The sequence below is a fragment of the Sphingomonas alpina genome (assembly GCF_014490665.1).
Classification (GTDB): domain Bacteria; phylum Pseudomonadota; class Alphaproteobacteria; order Sphingomonadales; family Sphingomonadaceae; genus Sphingomonas; species Sphingomonas alpina.
In genome coordinates this window covers 2702073-2715515 of the sequence record NZ_CP061038.1, presented here as the reverse complement: position 1 = coordinate 2715515, position 13443 = coordinate 2702073, and the positions used below count along the sequence as shown (strand labels likewise).

General features: G+C 64.0%; 13 protein-coding genes. 3 read left to right on the top strand and 10 right to left on the bottom strand.

All coding sequences use genetic code 11. The features are described 5' to 3' along the window. The first annotated feature begins 91 nt into the window (after window positions 1–91). Complete coding sequence (locus tag H3Z74_RS12525; protein ID WP_229726546.1) at window positions 92–610, top strand: Smr/MutS family protein; 519 nt, start codon at window positions 92–94, stop codon at window positions 608–610. A gap of 70 nt (window positions 611–680) precedes the next feature. Beyond that, window positions 681–2357 carry a putative bifunctional diguanylate cyclase/phosphodiesterase gene (locus tag H3Z74_RS12520; protein ID WP_187759996.1) on the top strand — a complete coding sequence of 559 codons (1677 nt, stop codon included), beginning with the start codon at window positions 681–683 and terminating at the stop codon, window positions 2355–2357. Here H3Z74_RS12520 and H3Z74_RS12515 read toward each other — a convergent pair. Both H3Z74_RS12515 and dapE read right to left on the bottom strand, forming a co-directional pair. Beyond that, window positions 2354–2824, bottom strand: coding sequence for a GNAT family N-acetyltransferase (locus tag H3Z74_RS12515; protein WP_187759995.1), 471 nt, complete (start codon window positions 2822–2824; stop codon window positions 2354–2356). The genes H3Z74_RS12520 and H3Z74_RS12515 overlap by 4 nt on opposite strands. Continuing rightward, on the bottom strand, window positions 2821–3960 hold the full coding sequence (gene dapE / locus H3Z74_RS12510; RefSeq protein WP_187759994.1) for a succinyl-diaminopimelate desuccinylase: 1140 nt from the start codon (window positions 3958–3960) through the stop codon (window positions 2821–2823). Before dapE ends, H3Z74_RS12515 begins: the two co-directional genes overlap by 4 nt. Window positions 3961–4055: 95 nt before the next feature. Here dapE and H3Z74_RS12505 point away from each other — a divergent pair, with 95 nt between their 5' ends. Further along, a complete protein-coding gene (locus tag H3Z74_RS12505) occupies window positions 4056–4502 on the top strand; it encodes a cupin domain-containing protein (protein WP_187759993.1) in 447 nt (148 codons plus the stop codon). Window positions 4503–4518: 16 nt separating this feature from the next. On the opposite strand, the gene H3Z74_RS12500 is transcribed toward H3Z74_RS12505, so the two are convergent. The 8 genes from H3Z74_RS12500 to rnpA form a co-directional block, all read right to left on the bottom strand. Further along, window positions 4519–6459: a CocE/NonD family hydrolase gene (locus H3Z74_RS12500; RefSeq protein WP_187759992.1), complete on the bottom strand. Its 1941-nt coding sequence runs from the start codon at window positions 6457–6459 to the stop codon at window positions 4519–4521. A 186-nt stretch (window positions 6460–6645) separates the two neighbouring features. Then, entirely contained in the window at window positions 6646–7932 is a 1287-nt protein-coding gene (locus H3Z74_RS12495; protein ID WP_187759991.1) for a glycosyltransferase family 4 protein, read from the bottom strand. A 103-nt stretch (window positions 7933–8035) separates the two neighbouring features. Then, window positions 8036–8701: a glutathione S-transferase family protein gene (locus tag H3Z74_RS12490; RefSeq protein WP_187759990.1), complete on the bottom strand. Its 666-nt coding sequence runs from the start codon at window positions 8699–8701 to the stop codon at window positions 8036–8038. A gap of 424 nt (window positions 8702–9125) precedes the next feature. After that, on the bottom strand, window positions 9126–10256 hold the full coding sequence (locus H3Z74_RS12485) for a zinc-binding dehydrogenase (protein WP_187759989.1): 1131 nt from the start codon (window positions 10254–10256) through the stop codon (window positions 9126–9128). A 261-nt stretch (window positions 10257–10517) separates the two neighbouring features. After that, the gene (yihA, locus tag H3Z74_RS12480) at window positions 10518–11198 is read right to left on the bottom strand and encodes a ribosome biogenesis GTP-binding protein YihA/YsxC (protein ID WP_187759988.1); all 681 of its coding nucleotides are present in this window, start codon (window positions 11196–11198) and stop codon (window positions 10518–10520) included. Continuing rightward, the gene (gene yidC, locus H3Z74_RS12475) at window positions 11195–12865 is read right to left on the bottom strand and encodes a membrane protein insertase YidC (RefSeq protein WP_229727077.1); all 1671 of its coding nucleotides are present in this window, start codon (window positions 12863–12865) and stop codon (window positions 11195–11197) included. The genes yihA and yidC overlap by 4 nt, the downstream gene beginning before the upstream one ends. 102 nt (window positions 12866–12967) lie before the next feature. Next, the gene (gene yidD / locus H3Z74_RS12470; RefSeq protein ID WP_034160257.1) at window positions 12968–13180 is read right to left on the bottom strand and encodes a membrane protein insertion efficiency factor YidD; all 213 of its coding nucleotides are present in this window, start codon (window positions 13178–13180) and stop codon (window positions 12968–12970) included. After that, on the bottom strand, window positions 13177–13443 hold the full coding sequence (gene rnpA / locus H3Z74_RS12465; RefSeq protein ID WP_229726545.1) for a ribonuclease P protein component: 267 nt from the start codon (window positions 13441–13443) through the stop codon (window positions 13177–13179). Before rnpA ends, yidD begins: the two co-directional genes overlap by 4 nt.

Below are 13443 nucleotides of genomic sequence, written 5' to 3'. Positions count from 1 at the left end.
TCTAACTCCAGATGAGGCCGCGCTCTGGGCGCGAGTGCTCGAGACCGTCCGACCGTTGCGCGTGGCGAAGGCAAAGCCTTTTGCTGCAGTCGTGGGCGCAGGTGCCGAGAAAAGTCCGGCGCTCAAGACTGTGCCACTGCCGCCGTCCAAAATGCAGAAGGTCCGCAAAACCCTTCCGCTCCCTCCGCCACAAGCCCAAGCCGCCAAACCGCTCCCAAGGAAGGAGGAGCGAAAGGAGCATGCCACGCTCGACGGCAGCTGGGACCGTCAGCTTTCGCGAGGTCTGATCTCGCCCGATCGGACGATCGACCTGCACGGCCACAATCTGTCCACCGCTTATGCCACGCTCGATAACGCGCTCGACCGGGCGATCCGCGACGGCGCCCGGGTGATCCTGCTCGTTACAGGCAAGCCGCCGCGCCCCGAAAGCGAGCGCCCGCATGCGCGTGGGGCAATCCGTGCCGCAGTCGGCGACTGGCTCGCGGGATCGCGCCATGCCGTCGCGATCGCTGCCGTGCGCGGCGCGCATCCGCGTCATGGTGGGACCGGTGCACTCTATATCATCCTGCGAAAAGCCGCACTGAAACCCGGTAGCGCCAGAAAAAATTAACCTCTTGCGTCCAATGTCCGTTTTTGGACCGGAATGGCCGGATTGATACGGCAGGGGACCCGTAATCGCGATGGAGGGCGTATCGCTGAAGAGTCGCGCCATCGCGTTCGCGGTGTGCGCCGGCGCGGTTGCGTTCATTCTCGCGCTCGTCGCGACGTCCAATGGCACGATCGATATCGGCAACGTCTCACGTGCACTGATCCCGGCGATCGTCTGCGCTGCGATGTGCTGGGCGTCAGCGGAGCGGGCGATATCGACCACCGCATCGGCGATCGATTCCGCCATCGCGCGACTGACGCGTGCGGCGCATGGTGATCTCGATGGTGAAATCCCCGAGGAAATCGCTGAAAACGTACCACAATTGGCGAATGCAATGCGTGGTCTGTTCCAGCAGCTCAGCTGCAATCTGGAAAGCGTCCACCGCCTGGCGATGTTCGATCCGGTGACGGCGCTACCCAATCGCACCAATTTCCGCCGGACCTGTGAGCGTATGCTGGCGGACCTGCCTCAGGACATTCATGCCGCCCTGTTCTTCATCGATCTTGATCGGTTCAAGGTGGTCAACGATACGATGGGCCATGCGATGGGGGATATGCTGCTTGGCATGGTCGCCAATCGCCTGCGTGCCGTCGCCGACCGGGTGGTGACCGAGAGCGGCGCACCGCAGCCGTTGATCGGTCGTCTCGCGGGCGACGAGTTCACCATGTTCTTTCGCGATCTGCGCGACCCTGCCGACGCCGCGAGGATCGGACGCGGCATCCTGTTCGCGCTGGCCGAGCCGTTCGACCTGGCCGGCACCGATGTCGAAATCGGCGCGTCGATCGGCATCGCGGTGCGGCCTGAGCATGGCGTCAATCTGACCGACCTGATGCGCGCCGCCGACGCTGCCATGTACCACGCCAAGGCCAATGGCCGCGGCCGGGTGGAATATTTCAGTGCCGCGCTTGCCGAGGAGATCGCCGACCGTGTGCAGCTTGAAAGCGACCTGCGCGAGGCGATCGACCAGAATGAGTTTGCGCTGGTCTTCCAGCCGCAGATCAGCTTGCCGGGTGGGCGGATTGTCGCGGCAGAAGCGTTGCTGCGCTGGCGCCATCCCCGCGATGGGCTGAGGTTGCCGGCGACCTTCATCAAACGTGCCGAGGAAACAGGGCTGATCGTCGAGATCGGCGAATGGGTCATCGCGACCGTTGCCGATACGATCGCCCGCTGGGGCAAGATGGGGATCGAGCAGCGTCTTGCGATCAATATCTCGCCGCGCCAGCTCGACCATGTTGCATTCTTCCGCCGCCTGCGCGCGGCGATGAAGGCCGCCAATGCACCGGCCCATCTGCTTGAACTGGAAATCACCGAGACGCTGGCGATGCATTGCAGCAGTGAGGTGGTCGAGGCGATCGCACAATTGCGCAACGATGGCGCGACCATTTCGATCGATGACTTCGGCACCGGCTATTCCAACCTCGCGCGACTGCGCGATCTGCCGGTGGACCGGGTCAAGCTCGACCGCAGCCTGATCGAGCATATCGCCACCAACAATGAAGCGCGCACCATTGCCCATGCCGTGATCGGCCTGATCCACGGACTGGGCTGCGAAGCGGTGGGCGAGGGGATCGAGACCCAAGCGCAGGCCGATGTGTTGCGCGTGATCGGTTGCGACGTGATCCAGGGCTATGCGATCGCGCTGCCCATGGATGAGGACGCCTTCATCGCCTGGTCTCGCACCGACGAGCGCCGCGCGCTGGCGGGTTAGATAGGCTGCTCCACCAGCTTCCGGTACACGATGAAGCCGCTATTCTCGCCGACTTGATCGTAGAGCCGGCGCGCGACCGAATTGCCATCATGAGTCTGCCAATAAACACGTCCCGCACCAGCCAGCCGGGCGCGATCATGAACTGCGGCGATCAGCGCACTGCCGACGCCTTTTCCCCGTGCCGCTTCGGTCGTGAACAGGTCCTGCAGATAGCAGGTGTCGGCGATCGAGTTGGTGCTGCGGTGAAAGATGAAGTGCGTCAGGCCGAGCAATTGCCCATCGGCCTCGGCGACCAGTGCATGGACCGGCTCGTGCGGGTCGAGGAAGCGCTCCCAGGTCGTTCGCGTGATCTCCGCGGGGAGCGCGGTCGGGCCGGACCGTTTGTAAAAGGCGTTATAGCCGTCCCATAATGGCAACCAGGCCGCAAAATCGCCCCGCGTTACCGGACGTATATGGATCTGGGTCATTTCGATTCCTCCAGCGCGCGCTGGAGGATCTCGGCATAGATTCCGGTCAGCGCCATGAGGTCGTCAACTGCGACCGCTTCGTCCAGCTTGTGCATTGTCGCGTTGAGCAGGCCGAACTCCACTACCGGGCATAGTTTCGACAGGAAGCGCGCATCGGACGTGCCGCCGGTGGTCGACAGTTCCGGGCGAATGCCACTGCGCGCTTCGATCGCATCGCCGATCAGGGTCGAGAAATCCCCCGGCAGAGTCAGGAACGCTTCGCCCGAGATGCGCGCTATGAGCTTGCCTTCCGGCGCATGCGTCGCGACGATGCGCTCGATCCGCGCGACCAGATCTTCGCCGCGCTGCAGATCGTTGAAACGGATGCTGAGCCGGGCCGAGGCATGGGCGGGAATGACGTTGGTCGCGGGATTGCCGACGGTCACGTCGGTCACCTCGATGTTCGACGGCTGAAACCACTCACTGCCCCGGTCGAGTTCGATCGCGCCAATCTCGGCGAGGATCGCCACCAGCTTCGGGATCGGATTGTCGGCGAGATGGGGATAGGCGACATGGCCCTGCTTGCCCGGCACCTCGATCCACATATTGACCGATCCGCGCCGGCCGATCTTGATCATGTCGCCCAGCCGATTGACGCTGGTCGGCTCGCCGACCAGACACAGGTCGGGTGTCAACCCGCGCGCTGCCATGCGCTCGATGATCGCGACGGTGCCATAGGTCGCGGGACCTTCCTCGTCGCCGGTGATCACCAGGCTGATCGTGCCGTCGATCTCAGTCGGTATGGCCGCGACAAAGGCGGCGATCGCGCCCTTCATATCGACTGCGCCGCGCCCATGGAGCAGGCCGCCGCGAATCTCCGGCTCGAACGCGCCGCTGGTCCAGCCGCTGCCCGGCGGCACCACGTCGAGATGCCCGGCAAAGGCGAAATGCCGCCCGCCCGAACCTCGCACCGCGAGCAGATTCTCGACCGGCCCGTCGGGGGCTTCCCCGCTGACGAAGCGCTCCACCTCGAACCCCAGCGGGATCAACGCCGCCTCCAGCACGTCGAACACGCTGCCGCGCGCGGGTGTTACGCTGTCGCAGGCGATGAGCTGCTTGGTCAGGTCAACCGGGTCGATCACAAGTGTCTCCGTCATCCCCAGGAAAGCGGGGATCGTGCTTTTCTTCTGCCGCGGCGCGCGCGAAAGAAGAAGCGCGATTCCCGCTTTCGCGGGAATGACGGAAAAATGCGATGCCCAAACTTGACCTCGATGCCATCCCGCAGACCAATCGGACCGGTTATCCGCCGCACTATGCCGACGTCGTGCAAGGGCGCTGGTACCGCCGGCTCGGGCTGGCGAGCGGCCTGACCGATTATGGTGTCAGCCATGTCGTGCTCAAGCCCGGCGCCTGGTCGTCGCAACGCCACTGGCATGCGGGCGAGGACGAATTCGTCGTGATGATCTCGGGTGAGGCGGTGCTGGTCGACGATGATGGCGAACACCCGATGCGCCCCGGCGACTGCGCGGCGTTTCCGAAGGGCGACGGCAATGGCCATGTGCTGCAGAACCGTAGCGACGCGGAGTGCGTGTTCATCGCGGTCGGCCGGCCCAATGCCAGCGACTGCCACTACCCCGACATCGACATGTTCATCGCCGATGGCGGGGGTTTCACTCGCAAGGACGGGAGCGCGTTCTGATTGCGCCCTTTACCCCTCATTTCACCATCGCAGCACTCTGGTCGACCGGCACCACCGGTAGCCACACCCGGCTCGGCGTCGCGCCGCCGCGCTCGATCGTGACCGTCGCTTTGCGGTAGTCCGATTTCTTCGCGAGGAAGATGTTCGGCACATAGGCCTGCGGATTACGATCATAGAGCGGGAACAGGCTCGACTGCACCTGCACCATGATGCGGTGGCCGGGCTGGAAGACGTGGTTCACGGTCGGCAGGCGGAACTTGTATTGCTGCACCTTGCCCGCCGGGATCGGTGAAGGCTTGGCGAAGCTGTCGCGGTATCGCCCGCGGAAGATGTCGAGCGCGATCGGCAGCTGGTATCCGCCCATCTTCGGGTCGGTCGCGACCTCGTCCGGATAGACGTCGATCACCTTGACCACGAAATCGCCGTCGGTGCCGGTCGTCTTCGCGAAGATATCGGCGATCGGCGCACCCGAGACGCGCACCGCCCTGGTCAATACCGGTGTCTGATAGGTCATCACGTCGGGGCGTCCATCGACCCCACGCTGATCGCTGACCAGCCAGTCGCCCCAGCGGCCGTCGCCGAAATTCACCGGGCGCGGCAGATGCGGTACGGGCTTGGCGGGATCGGAGACATAGGAATCTTCGCCCGACGCGGCCTTGTCGAAGCCGAGCGCACCATCGTCCTGCAGATAGATGGGCGTGAGCGGCGCAGCGCAACCTTCCTGACATGCCAGCGGCCAGGTGGTGAAGCGGTCCCAGCGATTCTCACCGGTATTGTAGATCGTCGCGGCGGGCAGGGCGACCGGCGGGCCATCCTTCAGATACTGGTTGAACAGGGGCAGGACCATTTCATCGCGGAACTGCGCGGCGGTGTCGCCATTCCACTGGAACACGCCGAGCGAGCGGCCCTCGCGGTTGATCTGGCTATGTCGCCACGGCCCCATGACAAGGAAGTTGTTGCCGGTCTTGCCCTTGGCCTTCAGCGCCTCCCACGCAGTGATCGCGCCGTACATATCCTCCTGGTCCCACAATCCCTGTTCCCAGATGGTCGGGATGTTCGACGGGTTGGCGGCGAGTAGTTTGTCGAGCGCCTGGCCCTGCCAGAAGGCGTCATAGGATGGGTGTTCGATCATCCGCTGCCAGAAGGGTAGTTGATCGTATCCCGACTTCTTCGCCCAGTCGCCGGCCGAGCCGATGGTGCGGAAATTGTCGTAATCGTCATAGCCGCCGGTCGGTGGCGCCTTGCCTTCCCCCTTGTACCCGGTCTGTCCGCCGAGCCAGGCGATGTTGGCGAGGCGGAACGCGCCGTAATGCAACCAGTCGTCGCCCATCCAGCCATCGATCATCGGGCTTTCCGGCGCCGCGACCTTCAGTGCCGGGTGCGGTGCGAGCAGTGCCATGACCACGGTAAACCCTTCATAGGACGACCCGATCATGCCGACCCGGCCATTGGATTCGGGCAGGTTCGCCTTGTTCACCAGCCAGTCGATCGTGTCGTACGCATCGGTGACATGATCGACCTTGGTCCGGTTGAGCGGGCCGATCACCGGACGTGTCACGACATAGTCGCCTTCCGATCCGTACTTGCCGCGCACGTCCTGATAGACGCGGATATAGCCGGCCTTGACGAACCCTTCGTCCGCCAGCGGCAGCGTCGACAGCATGCTCGGGCTGGTCGACCGCTTCGCTCGGCCCATGGCGTCATAGGGCGTGCGCGTGAGCACGATCGGCGCGTTGGTCGCGCCCTTGGGTACGACGATGACCGTGTAGAGCCTGGTCCCGTCGCGCATCGGGATCATCATCTCGCGCTTGTCGTAATCGGCGTTCCCAACCGGCGGCGTGAATTTTGCCGGAATATCGCCACCCGGTGCCGCGGCGCTGGGTGACCTCGCATCCTGGGCGATCGCCGGTGACAGGGCGAGCGCGGAAGCCGCGACGAGCAGAAAGGGCTTGATCATGGCAGGGGATCCTGGGGAAGTCGTTGATCGTACAGTGGTGCCGCCGCGTGATGCCGAATGCAACCGACTGGTGCGGGAAAGCTGCCCGACGTCGCGATGCTGCAGGTCGCCGGCCTTGACGAACGGTCACAGAAGGAGGGCGGAGGCCGAGTTGAGGATGACCCTTGTCCTCGCGTCAACCGTCGGTCAGGAAATTGCCGAGGCGGCGGGCTGCGGGAAAAGACCCGCCGGGACCATGGCGGTCCGGTCCACTTCGCGCTCGCGCTGCTCGGCCAGCACCTGGCGGTACAGCGTGACATTGGCCCGGGCGAAACGAATCCAGGGCAGGTTCGCGGCGCGATCGAGCCCGCGCTGCCGCAGCGCAGCGCCAAGGCCGGCTTCGCTCGCGATGCGATGCAAGGCCGTTGCGATCGTCGCGACGTCGCGGGGATCGATCAGCAGCGCCGCACCACCGGCGACCTCGGGCATCGCCGACACATTGCTGGTCACCACGGGGCATCCGCACGCCATGGCCTCGGCGATCGGGTTGCCGAATCCTTCGTAGAGCGACGGATGGCACAGCGCGAGCGCGCCATTGTAGAGCATGATGAGCTGCTCGCGGTCGAGATGGGGTATGAACAGCACGCGGTCGGCCACGCCCAATGCGGCTGCACGCGGTAGCAGGGCCGCTGCCCCGTCGCCCTGCCGCTGGACGAAGACCAGCGCTACACCGGGATCGTCACGGAACGCCATGGCGAACGCCTCGAGTGCGGCGACATGGTTCTTGTAGGGCGCATATTGTCCGACGGTCAGTATATAGCGGCGACCGGCCAGTGCGGGCAGGGTGGCTGACCCGCCGTCCTGCGCAGCCAGTCGGCGAAAATCCGACGCGACACCCGATGAGGTGACGCAGGTCCGTTCAGCGGCCGCCGGATCGATCGTGGCGATCTCATCGCGCGTCGCCTGACTGACCGTCGCGATCCGCGCCGACCGGTTGAGAGCGTGCCTCAGACCATGGCGGTAAAAGGCGCGATCGATGCGACCGCGCAGGCCAGGTTTCGCCGCCCAGTCGGGGTGTTTCAACCACATCACGTCATGAACCGTGGTGATGCTCGGCATGGTCAGCCCATGGGGCAGGATGTTGGAGGGCGCGTGGAACAGATCGACCTGGCTCAGGTCGGTCAGGCGCGACATCATCCACATCGTTGCCGGACCATTGGCGGCAAACGTCACGGTGCGTTCCGTCACGTTCGGCGCACCGGACAGGATCGCGGGCGCCTCCGGGTGCTTGAGCAGCAGGAAGCGCAAATCGGGCGCCAGCGCGGGGGCATGGTCTACCAGTGCCTGCACCACTTCCCCGATCCCGCTCGGTCGCTCGCGAATATAGCGGCAATCGATGCAGATCAGCGGCGCGGGCGACACGGTGCGTTCCGCAACTCCGTTGATGTCCGGCTCCGCACCCGGCACGGCAATATTCCCGCTCGCCTCGGCCATCGGATCGGGACTGTTTCCGGGACGGGAAAGAGGGATGACGAAGAACCTTCAGTCGAGGGTTTTGATTTGCGCGGCGCGGCGCGTGTGATGCCTGTGCCGGGCTTTAATTGGCGGGAACCTCAAACTTCTCGATCACCCATTCTTCTTCCTGCGCGCCGGCGATCCAGTCCTGCATGAAGGGATGCTGGATTACCGCATCCATATAACCGGCAGCGAAACGGGCGATCGGCAGGCTGTAGGTGATGATGCGGGTGACGACCGGCGCGAACATGATGTCCGCTGCGCCGAACTCCCCGAACAGGAACTGGCCATCCCCGCCGAAGCGTGCCCGCGCCTGTGCCCAGAGTTCCATGATGCGGCCGAGATCGGCCAGCACATCCTCGTCCGGTTGCTTGGGCGGGAAGACCTGGCGGATGTTCATGCTGTGCTTGCGGCGAAGCGCGGTGAAGCTCGAATGCATTTCCGCCGACATCGACCGCGCCATCGCGCGGGCGCCATCGTCCTCTGGCCAGAATTTGGCGCGTTCGGTCTTCTCGGCGAGATATTCGACGATCGCCAGGCTGTCCCACACCACCGCGTCGCCGTCCCACAGGATCGGGACCTTGCCCGATGACGGGGCGAACTCGTCGCCCTCGCGGCGCTTGTCCCATTGCTCGTCATAGAGTGGCACGACCACTTCCTCGAACGGCAGTCCGGACTGTTTGCACGCGAGCCAGCCGCGCAGCGACCAGGAGGAATAGGCCTTGTTGCCGATGATGAGCTTGAGCATGCGGGTTCCTAGCCAAGATGGTGCCCGCGAGTCGAGGGCGCTCGCGTCGGGGTGCGATTTGCCGCCTAAGCTGGCTGTTATTCGGCGAAAAGTGTTTTTGGCTGCCGAGCGGGGCGGATTTTCAACGATTTTTATTTGATTCTCAATGGGTTGGATCTGATTGGCTGTTATCGAAGAACAGCCAGCGAACAGCCAGCGAACAGCCAGCATAACAGCCAGGTAACAGCCAGGTAACAGCCAGGTAACAGCCACGAACAGCGAAGGGCGCTGGCTGTTTTTGCCGGAACAGCCAGCGGCAGTTGGTTCGATATTCAGGCTGAGAAAGAGCGCGGCAGGGCACCGGATAATGCCCTGTCCGTCTCCACGTTGCCCTGATCCGTGCCGGCGTTGAATCGGGCGTGAGGCCCGCCGCCGATCGTTGATCCTAGAGGCCCTTGCTCGGGTTGATCAGGAACTTCTCACCCGTCGCCTTTTTCGCATAGGCGGCAATGATCTCGGGCTGCAGTGCCTCGGCCAGCGAGATTTCCGACGTGTAATGGCTGGCGAACGTGGTGGTCAGCTCGGCGGCAACGCGCGCGCGCATGCGCTGGCCGACCTCCGGGCCGGCCTTCATCAGGAAATAGGTCAGCAGAAAGCCGCCAATGCCCCAGGCCATGCCGGTGTTGCGGCCGATCTCGGTCGGACGCAGGTCGAGCACGCCATAGATATAGACCTGCTTGTGCGTGGTCGATCCGTAGCGGCTGTAGTCGGTCATCTTGCGCGTCGCGGCGACTTCCATCGCGGCGATGATCTGGCCGGCGAGCGGGCCACCGCCGACCGCGTCGAAAGCGAGCGTCGCGCCCGTCTCCATCAACGCGTCGATCAGCTTGGTGCGGAAATCGGGTGTGGTGCTGTCGACGACATATTTCGCACCGATATCGGTCAGGATCTTCGCCTGCGCCTCGCTGCGCACGATGTTCACCAGCGGCACGCCATCGGCGATGCAGATACGGTTGAGCATCTGGCCAAGGTTCGATGCGGCGGCGGTATGGACCAGTGCGGTATGACCCTCGGCGCGCATCGTCTCGACCATGGCGAGCGCGGTCAGCGGGTTGACGAAGCAGGACGCACCCTGTGCAGCAGTCGTGCCTTCGGGCAGCACCAGTGCATCCGATGCCTTCATTACGCGATATTGCGAGTACATGGAGCCGCCGAGCAGCGCGACGGTACGGCCGATCAAATGCTTGGCGTCATCGCCCGCGTCGACCACCACGCCAGCGCCTTCATTGCCGACCGCCATTGCTTCGCCGAGCCGGGCCTGGAGCGAGGGCAGGATGGCCGGGGCGACAGAAGCGGTCACGGTCGGGCGATCGGCGCTGCCGCCGGCCTTGATCGTCGACAGGTCCGCCGGGCCGAGCAGCAGGCCGAGGTCGGACGGATTGAGCGGCGACGCCTCGATCCGCACCACAACCTGGTCAGCGCGCGGGGCGGGGATCGCCACATCATCAAGCGACAGGCGCAATTCGCCCTCGGCAGTGATCAGCGAGCTCAGTTGCAGGCCGGTGGTGATGGTCATCGCGTCTCTCCCAAAATTATGGGTAGCGATATGCAACGGATGTCGCCGGAGCGCGAGGGGGAATCGGCGGGTTGAGGGAATGGGCGGGGCAACAGGAAATACGTGCTTCCCCGGCGCAGGCCGGGGTCCAGTTGGAATGGCTGATGTGACGGGCCGCAGCAGCGGTTACCGACTGTTTTCCGACTGGGCCCCGGCCTGCGCCGGGGAAGCGTGTCTTTGGAAGGAAGCGCCGCAATCAGCTCATTTGCGGTCGTTCTTTTCTCAGCCGATCGCTTCGAGCACCGCTGCGCGCAGCTCGGGAATCCCGAGCCCCGTCTCGCTCGACGTCTCCAGCACATCCGGATGCGCCGCAGGGCGCTTGCGCGCTTCCTCGGCGGTGCGTGCCGCGACTTCGGCGAGTTCGGTCGGCTTGATCTTGTCGGCCTTGGTCAGCACCAGGCGATAGCTCACCGCCGCCTTGTCGAGCATCTCCATGATCTCGCGGTCGACATCCTTGATGCCGTGGCGCGCATCGATCAGCACCAGCGCGCGCTTCAGTTCCTGGCGTCCGCGCAGGAAGTCGTTGACGAGGAAGCGCCACTTCTTGACCATGTCCTTCGGCGCCTTGGCAAAGCCATAGCCGGGCATGTCGACGAGGCGGAAGGCGAGAGGTTCGCCGACGTCGAAGAAATTCAGTTCCTGCGTGCGCCCCGGCGTGTTCGAGGTGCGCGCAAGCGAATTACGCCCGGTCAGTGCGTTGAGCAGCGACGATTTGCCGACATTGGAGCGGCCGGCAAAAGCGACCTCGGGCACGCTCGCATCGGGAATGAACGCCAGCGTCGGAGCCGATTTGAGGAACGCGACCGGCCCGGCAAAGGTCTTGCGCGCCGCCTCGATCAGCTCGGGGGTAAAGCCGAGCGGATCGGGGGTGACGGGGCCGGCAGGATCGGAGGCCTCGGTCATTTTGCCGCAGCCTCTTTCAATCCCGGATGCCGCGAATAGAGCAGCTTCTGCTGCAGGATCGTCAGCACGTTCGAGGTGATCCAGTAGACCTGCAGGCCGACCGCGAACGGCGCCATCACGAACATCAGCACCCAGGGCATGATCGCAAAGACCTGCTTCTGCGTCTCGTCCATCGGCGCAGGGTTGAGCTTGAACTGGAAGTACATCGAGATGCCGAGCAGGATCGGGATGATGCCGATCGCCAGGAATGCCGGGGGCGTGAAGGCGAGATAGCCGAACAGGTTGAGCGGCGTGAGCGGATCATGCGCCGACAGATCCTTGATCCACAGGATGAAGGGTTGATGGCGCATTTCGATGGTCAGCAGCAGCACCTTGTAGAGCGCGTAGAAGATCGGGATCTGCAGGAAGGTCGGCAGACAGCCGGCAAGCGGATTGACCTTCTCCGTCTTGTACAGCGCCATGACCTCCTGCTGCTGCTTCTGCTTGTCGTCCTTGTAGCGTTCCTGCAGCGCCTTCATCTTGGGCTGCAGCGCGCGCATTGCCGCCATCGAGGCGAACTGGCGCTGTGCGATCGGGAACATCAGGCCGCGGATCGTGACCGTCAGCAGGATGATCGCGACGCCGAAATTGCCGACCATCTGGAACAGCCAGTGGAGGTAATAGAAGATCGGTTTTTCGACGATGCGGAACCAGCCCCAGTCGATGCCGTGATCGAACAGCGCGATCCCTTCCTTGTCGGTATAGCGGTCGAGCAGCTTCACTTCCTTCGCACCGGCAAAGAAGCGCGAGGTCTGAGTGACTGCCGAACCCGGCTGGACCAGCCGCGGGGTGACCGCATAATCTGCCTGATAGGCTTTGTTCGGGCCCGGGCGGAACTGGCCATCGAATGCCACGCCCTGATCGGGGACCAGAGCGGTCAGCCAATATTTGTCCGTGAAGCCGAGCCAGCCGCCGGTGGTGTTGAACTTTTGCGGACCGGTGTCGACGTCACTGAAATTGACGTCGTAATGCGCGCCGCCATTATGCGCCGACATCGGGCCGATCTGCACCGTCCAGGTGTCCGGATCGTGAAAGATGCCGATACGGTTGATCAAGCCATACGCGGCGACGGGGACCGGCCCGGCACCGGCATTGGCGACAGTCTGGCGTACTGTGAACATATAGCCGTCATCGACCGAGATCTGGATGCGGAAGCGCTGGCCACTGGCATTGGTGGCATCAAGCGTGACCGGCTTGCCGATCGACAGCACGTCACCGGTCGCCTTCCAGATCGTGTCCGATGCAGGCGGCTTCAGGCCGTCGTCGCGCCAGCCAAAGCCGGCGAAATAGGCGCCCGCGGTGCCCGAGGGCGAGAGCAGGCGGATCGGCGGCGAATTCTTGTCGATGGTTTCCTTGTAGGTGACCAGCACCAGGTCATCGATGCGCGCGCCCTTCAGGTTGATCGACCCCTGCAGATTGGGCGTGTCGATGCGCACGCGCGGGGTTTCGCCCAGCACGATATTGCGGTCGCGCACGGCGGCGGAGCCATCGGCGGCGGGAACAGCGCCGGTGTTGGCGCCCGAGTTGGCGCCGGGATTGGGCAGGGGCTTGCTCTTGCCGTCGACAATCTGCGTCGTCGGCGGATTGGATGGAAAGAAATAGCTGACCACATATTGGCCGCCGAACATGATCAATGCCGCGAGCACCGCGAACAGGATGAAGTTCTTGTTGTCGTTGTTCACCGCGCTTGGATCCCGATCATGTTGGGGTAGTCTGAAATGAGCTGAAAATCAGGGAACTGGGTCATAACCCGACCCGCCCCAGGGATGGCAGCGCCCGATACGCCGCGCCGCCAGCCATCCGCCCTTCAGCGCGCCATAGCGGCGAAGTGCCTCTATTGCATAGGCCGAACAGGAGGGGGCGTAGCGGCAGGTGGGCGGCAGGACCGCCGACGGCCCGATCTGCCACAGCCGCGCCAGGCCGATAAGCAGCTTCGCCATCATCGCGCGATCTTCTGCAGCGCTTTGGCGAGATCGGTGCGGAGCTGCGCGAAATCGCGCTCGATGCCACCATTGCGGCCGATCAGCACATGGTCGGCGCCGCGAATGCCCGATTCGGGCAGCAGATCACGCGCGAGCGCGCGCAGTCGCCGCTTCATACGATTGCGGACCACGGCATTGCCGATTTTCTTGGTCACGGTGTAGCCGATTCGCATCGTCGCATCACCGTCGTCGCGATCGCGCACCAGCAGGACAAATCCCGGCAT

Bases quoted from the DNA above. Each gene is read 5' to 3' on its own strand.
- H3Z74_RS12520 (WP_187759996.1), top strand. From the start codon at position 681: ATGGAGGGCGTATCGCTGAAGAGTCGCGCCATCGCGTTCGCGGTGTGC.
- H3Z74_RS12515 (WP_187759995.1), bottom strand. From the start codon at position 2,824: ATGACCCAGATCCATATACGTCCGGTAACGCGGGGCGATTTTGCGGCC.
- dapE (WP_187759994.1), bottom strand. From the start codon at position 3,960: ATGACGGAGACACTTGTGATCGACCCGGTTGACCTGACCAAGCAGCTC.
- H3Z74_RS12505 (WP_187759993.1), top strand. From the start codon at position 4,056: ATGCCCAAACTTGACCTCGATGCCATCCCGCAGACCAATCGGACCGGT.
- H3Z74_RS12500 (WP_187759992.1), bottom strand. From the start codon at position 6,459: ATGATCAAGCCCTTTCTGCTCGTCGCGGCTTCCGCGCTCGCCCTGTCA.
- H3Z74_RS12495 (WP_187759991.1), bottom strand. From the start codon at position 7,932: ATGGCCGAGGCGAGCGGGAATATTGCCGTGCCGGGTGCGGAGCCGGAC.
- H3Z74_RS12490 (WP_187759990.1), bottom strand. From the start codon at position 8,701: ATGCTCAAGCTCATCATCGGCAACAAGGCCTATTCCTCCTGGTCGCTG.
- H3Z74_RS12485 (WP_187759989.1), bottom strand. From the start codon at position 10,256: ATGACCATCACCACCGGCCTGCAACTGAGCTCGCTGATCACTGCCGAG.
- yihA (WP_187759988.1), bottom strand. From the start codon at position 11,198: ATGACCGAGGCCTCCGATCCTGCCGGCCCCGTCACCCCCGATCCGCTC.
- yidC (WP_229727077.1), bottom strand. From the start codon at position 12,865: ATGTTCGGCGGCCAATATGTGGTCAGCTATTTCTTTCCATCCAATCCG.
- yidD (WP_034160257.1), bottom strand. From the start codon at position 13,180: ATGATGGCGAAGCTGCTTATCGGCCTGGCGCGGCTGTGGCAGATCGGG.
- rnpA (WP_229726545.1), bottom strand. From the start codon at position 13,443: ATGCCGGGATTTGTCCTGCTGGTGCGCGATCGCGACGACGGTGATGCG.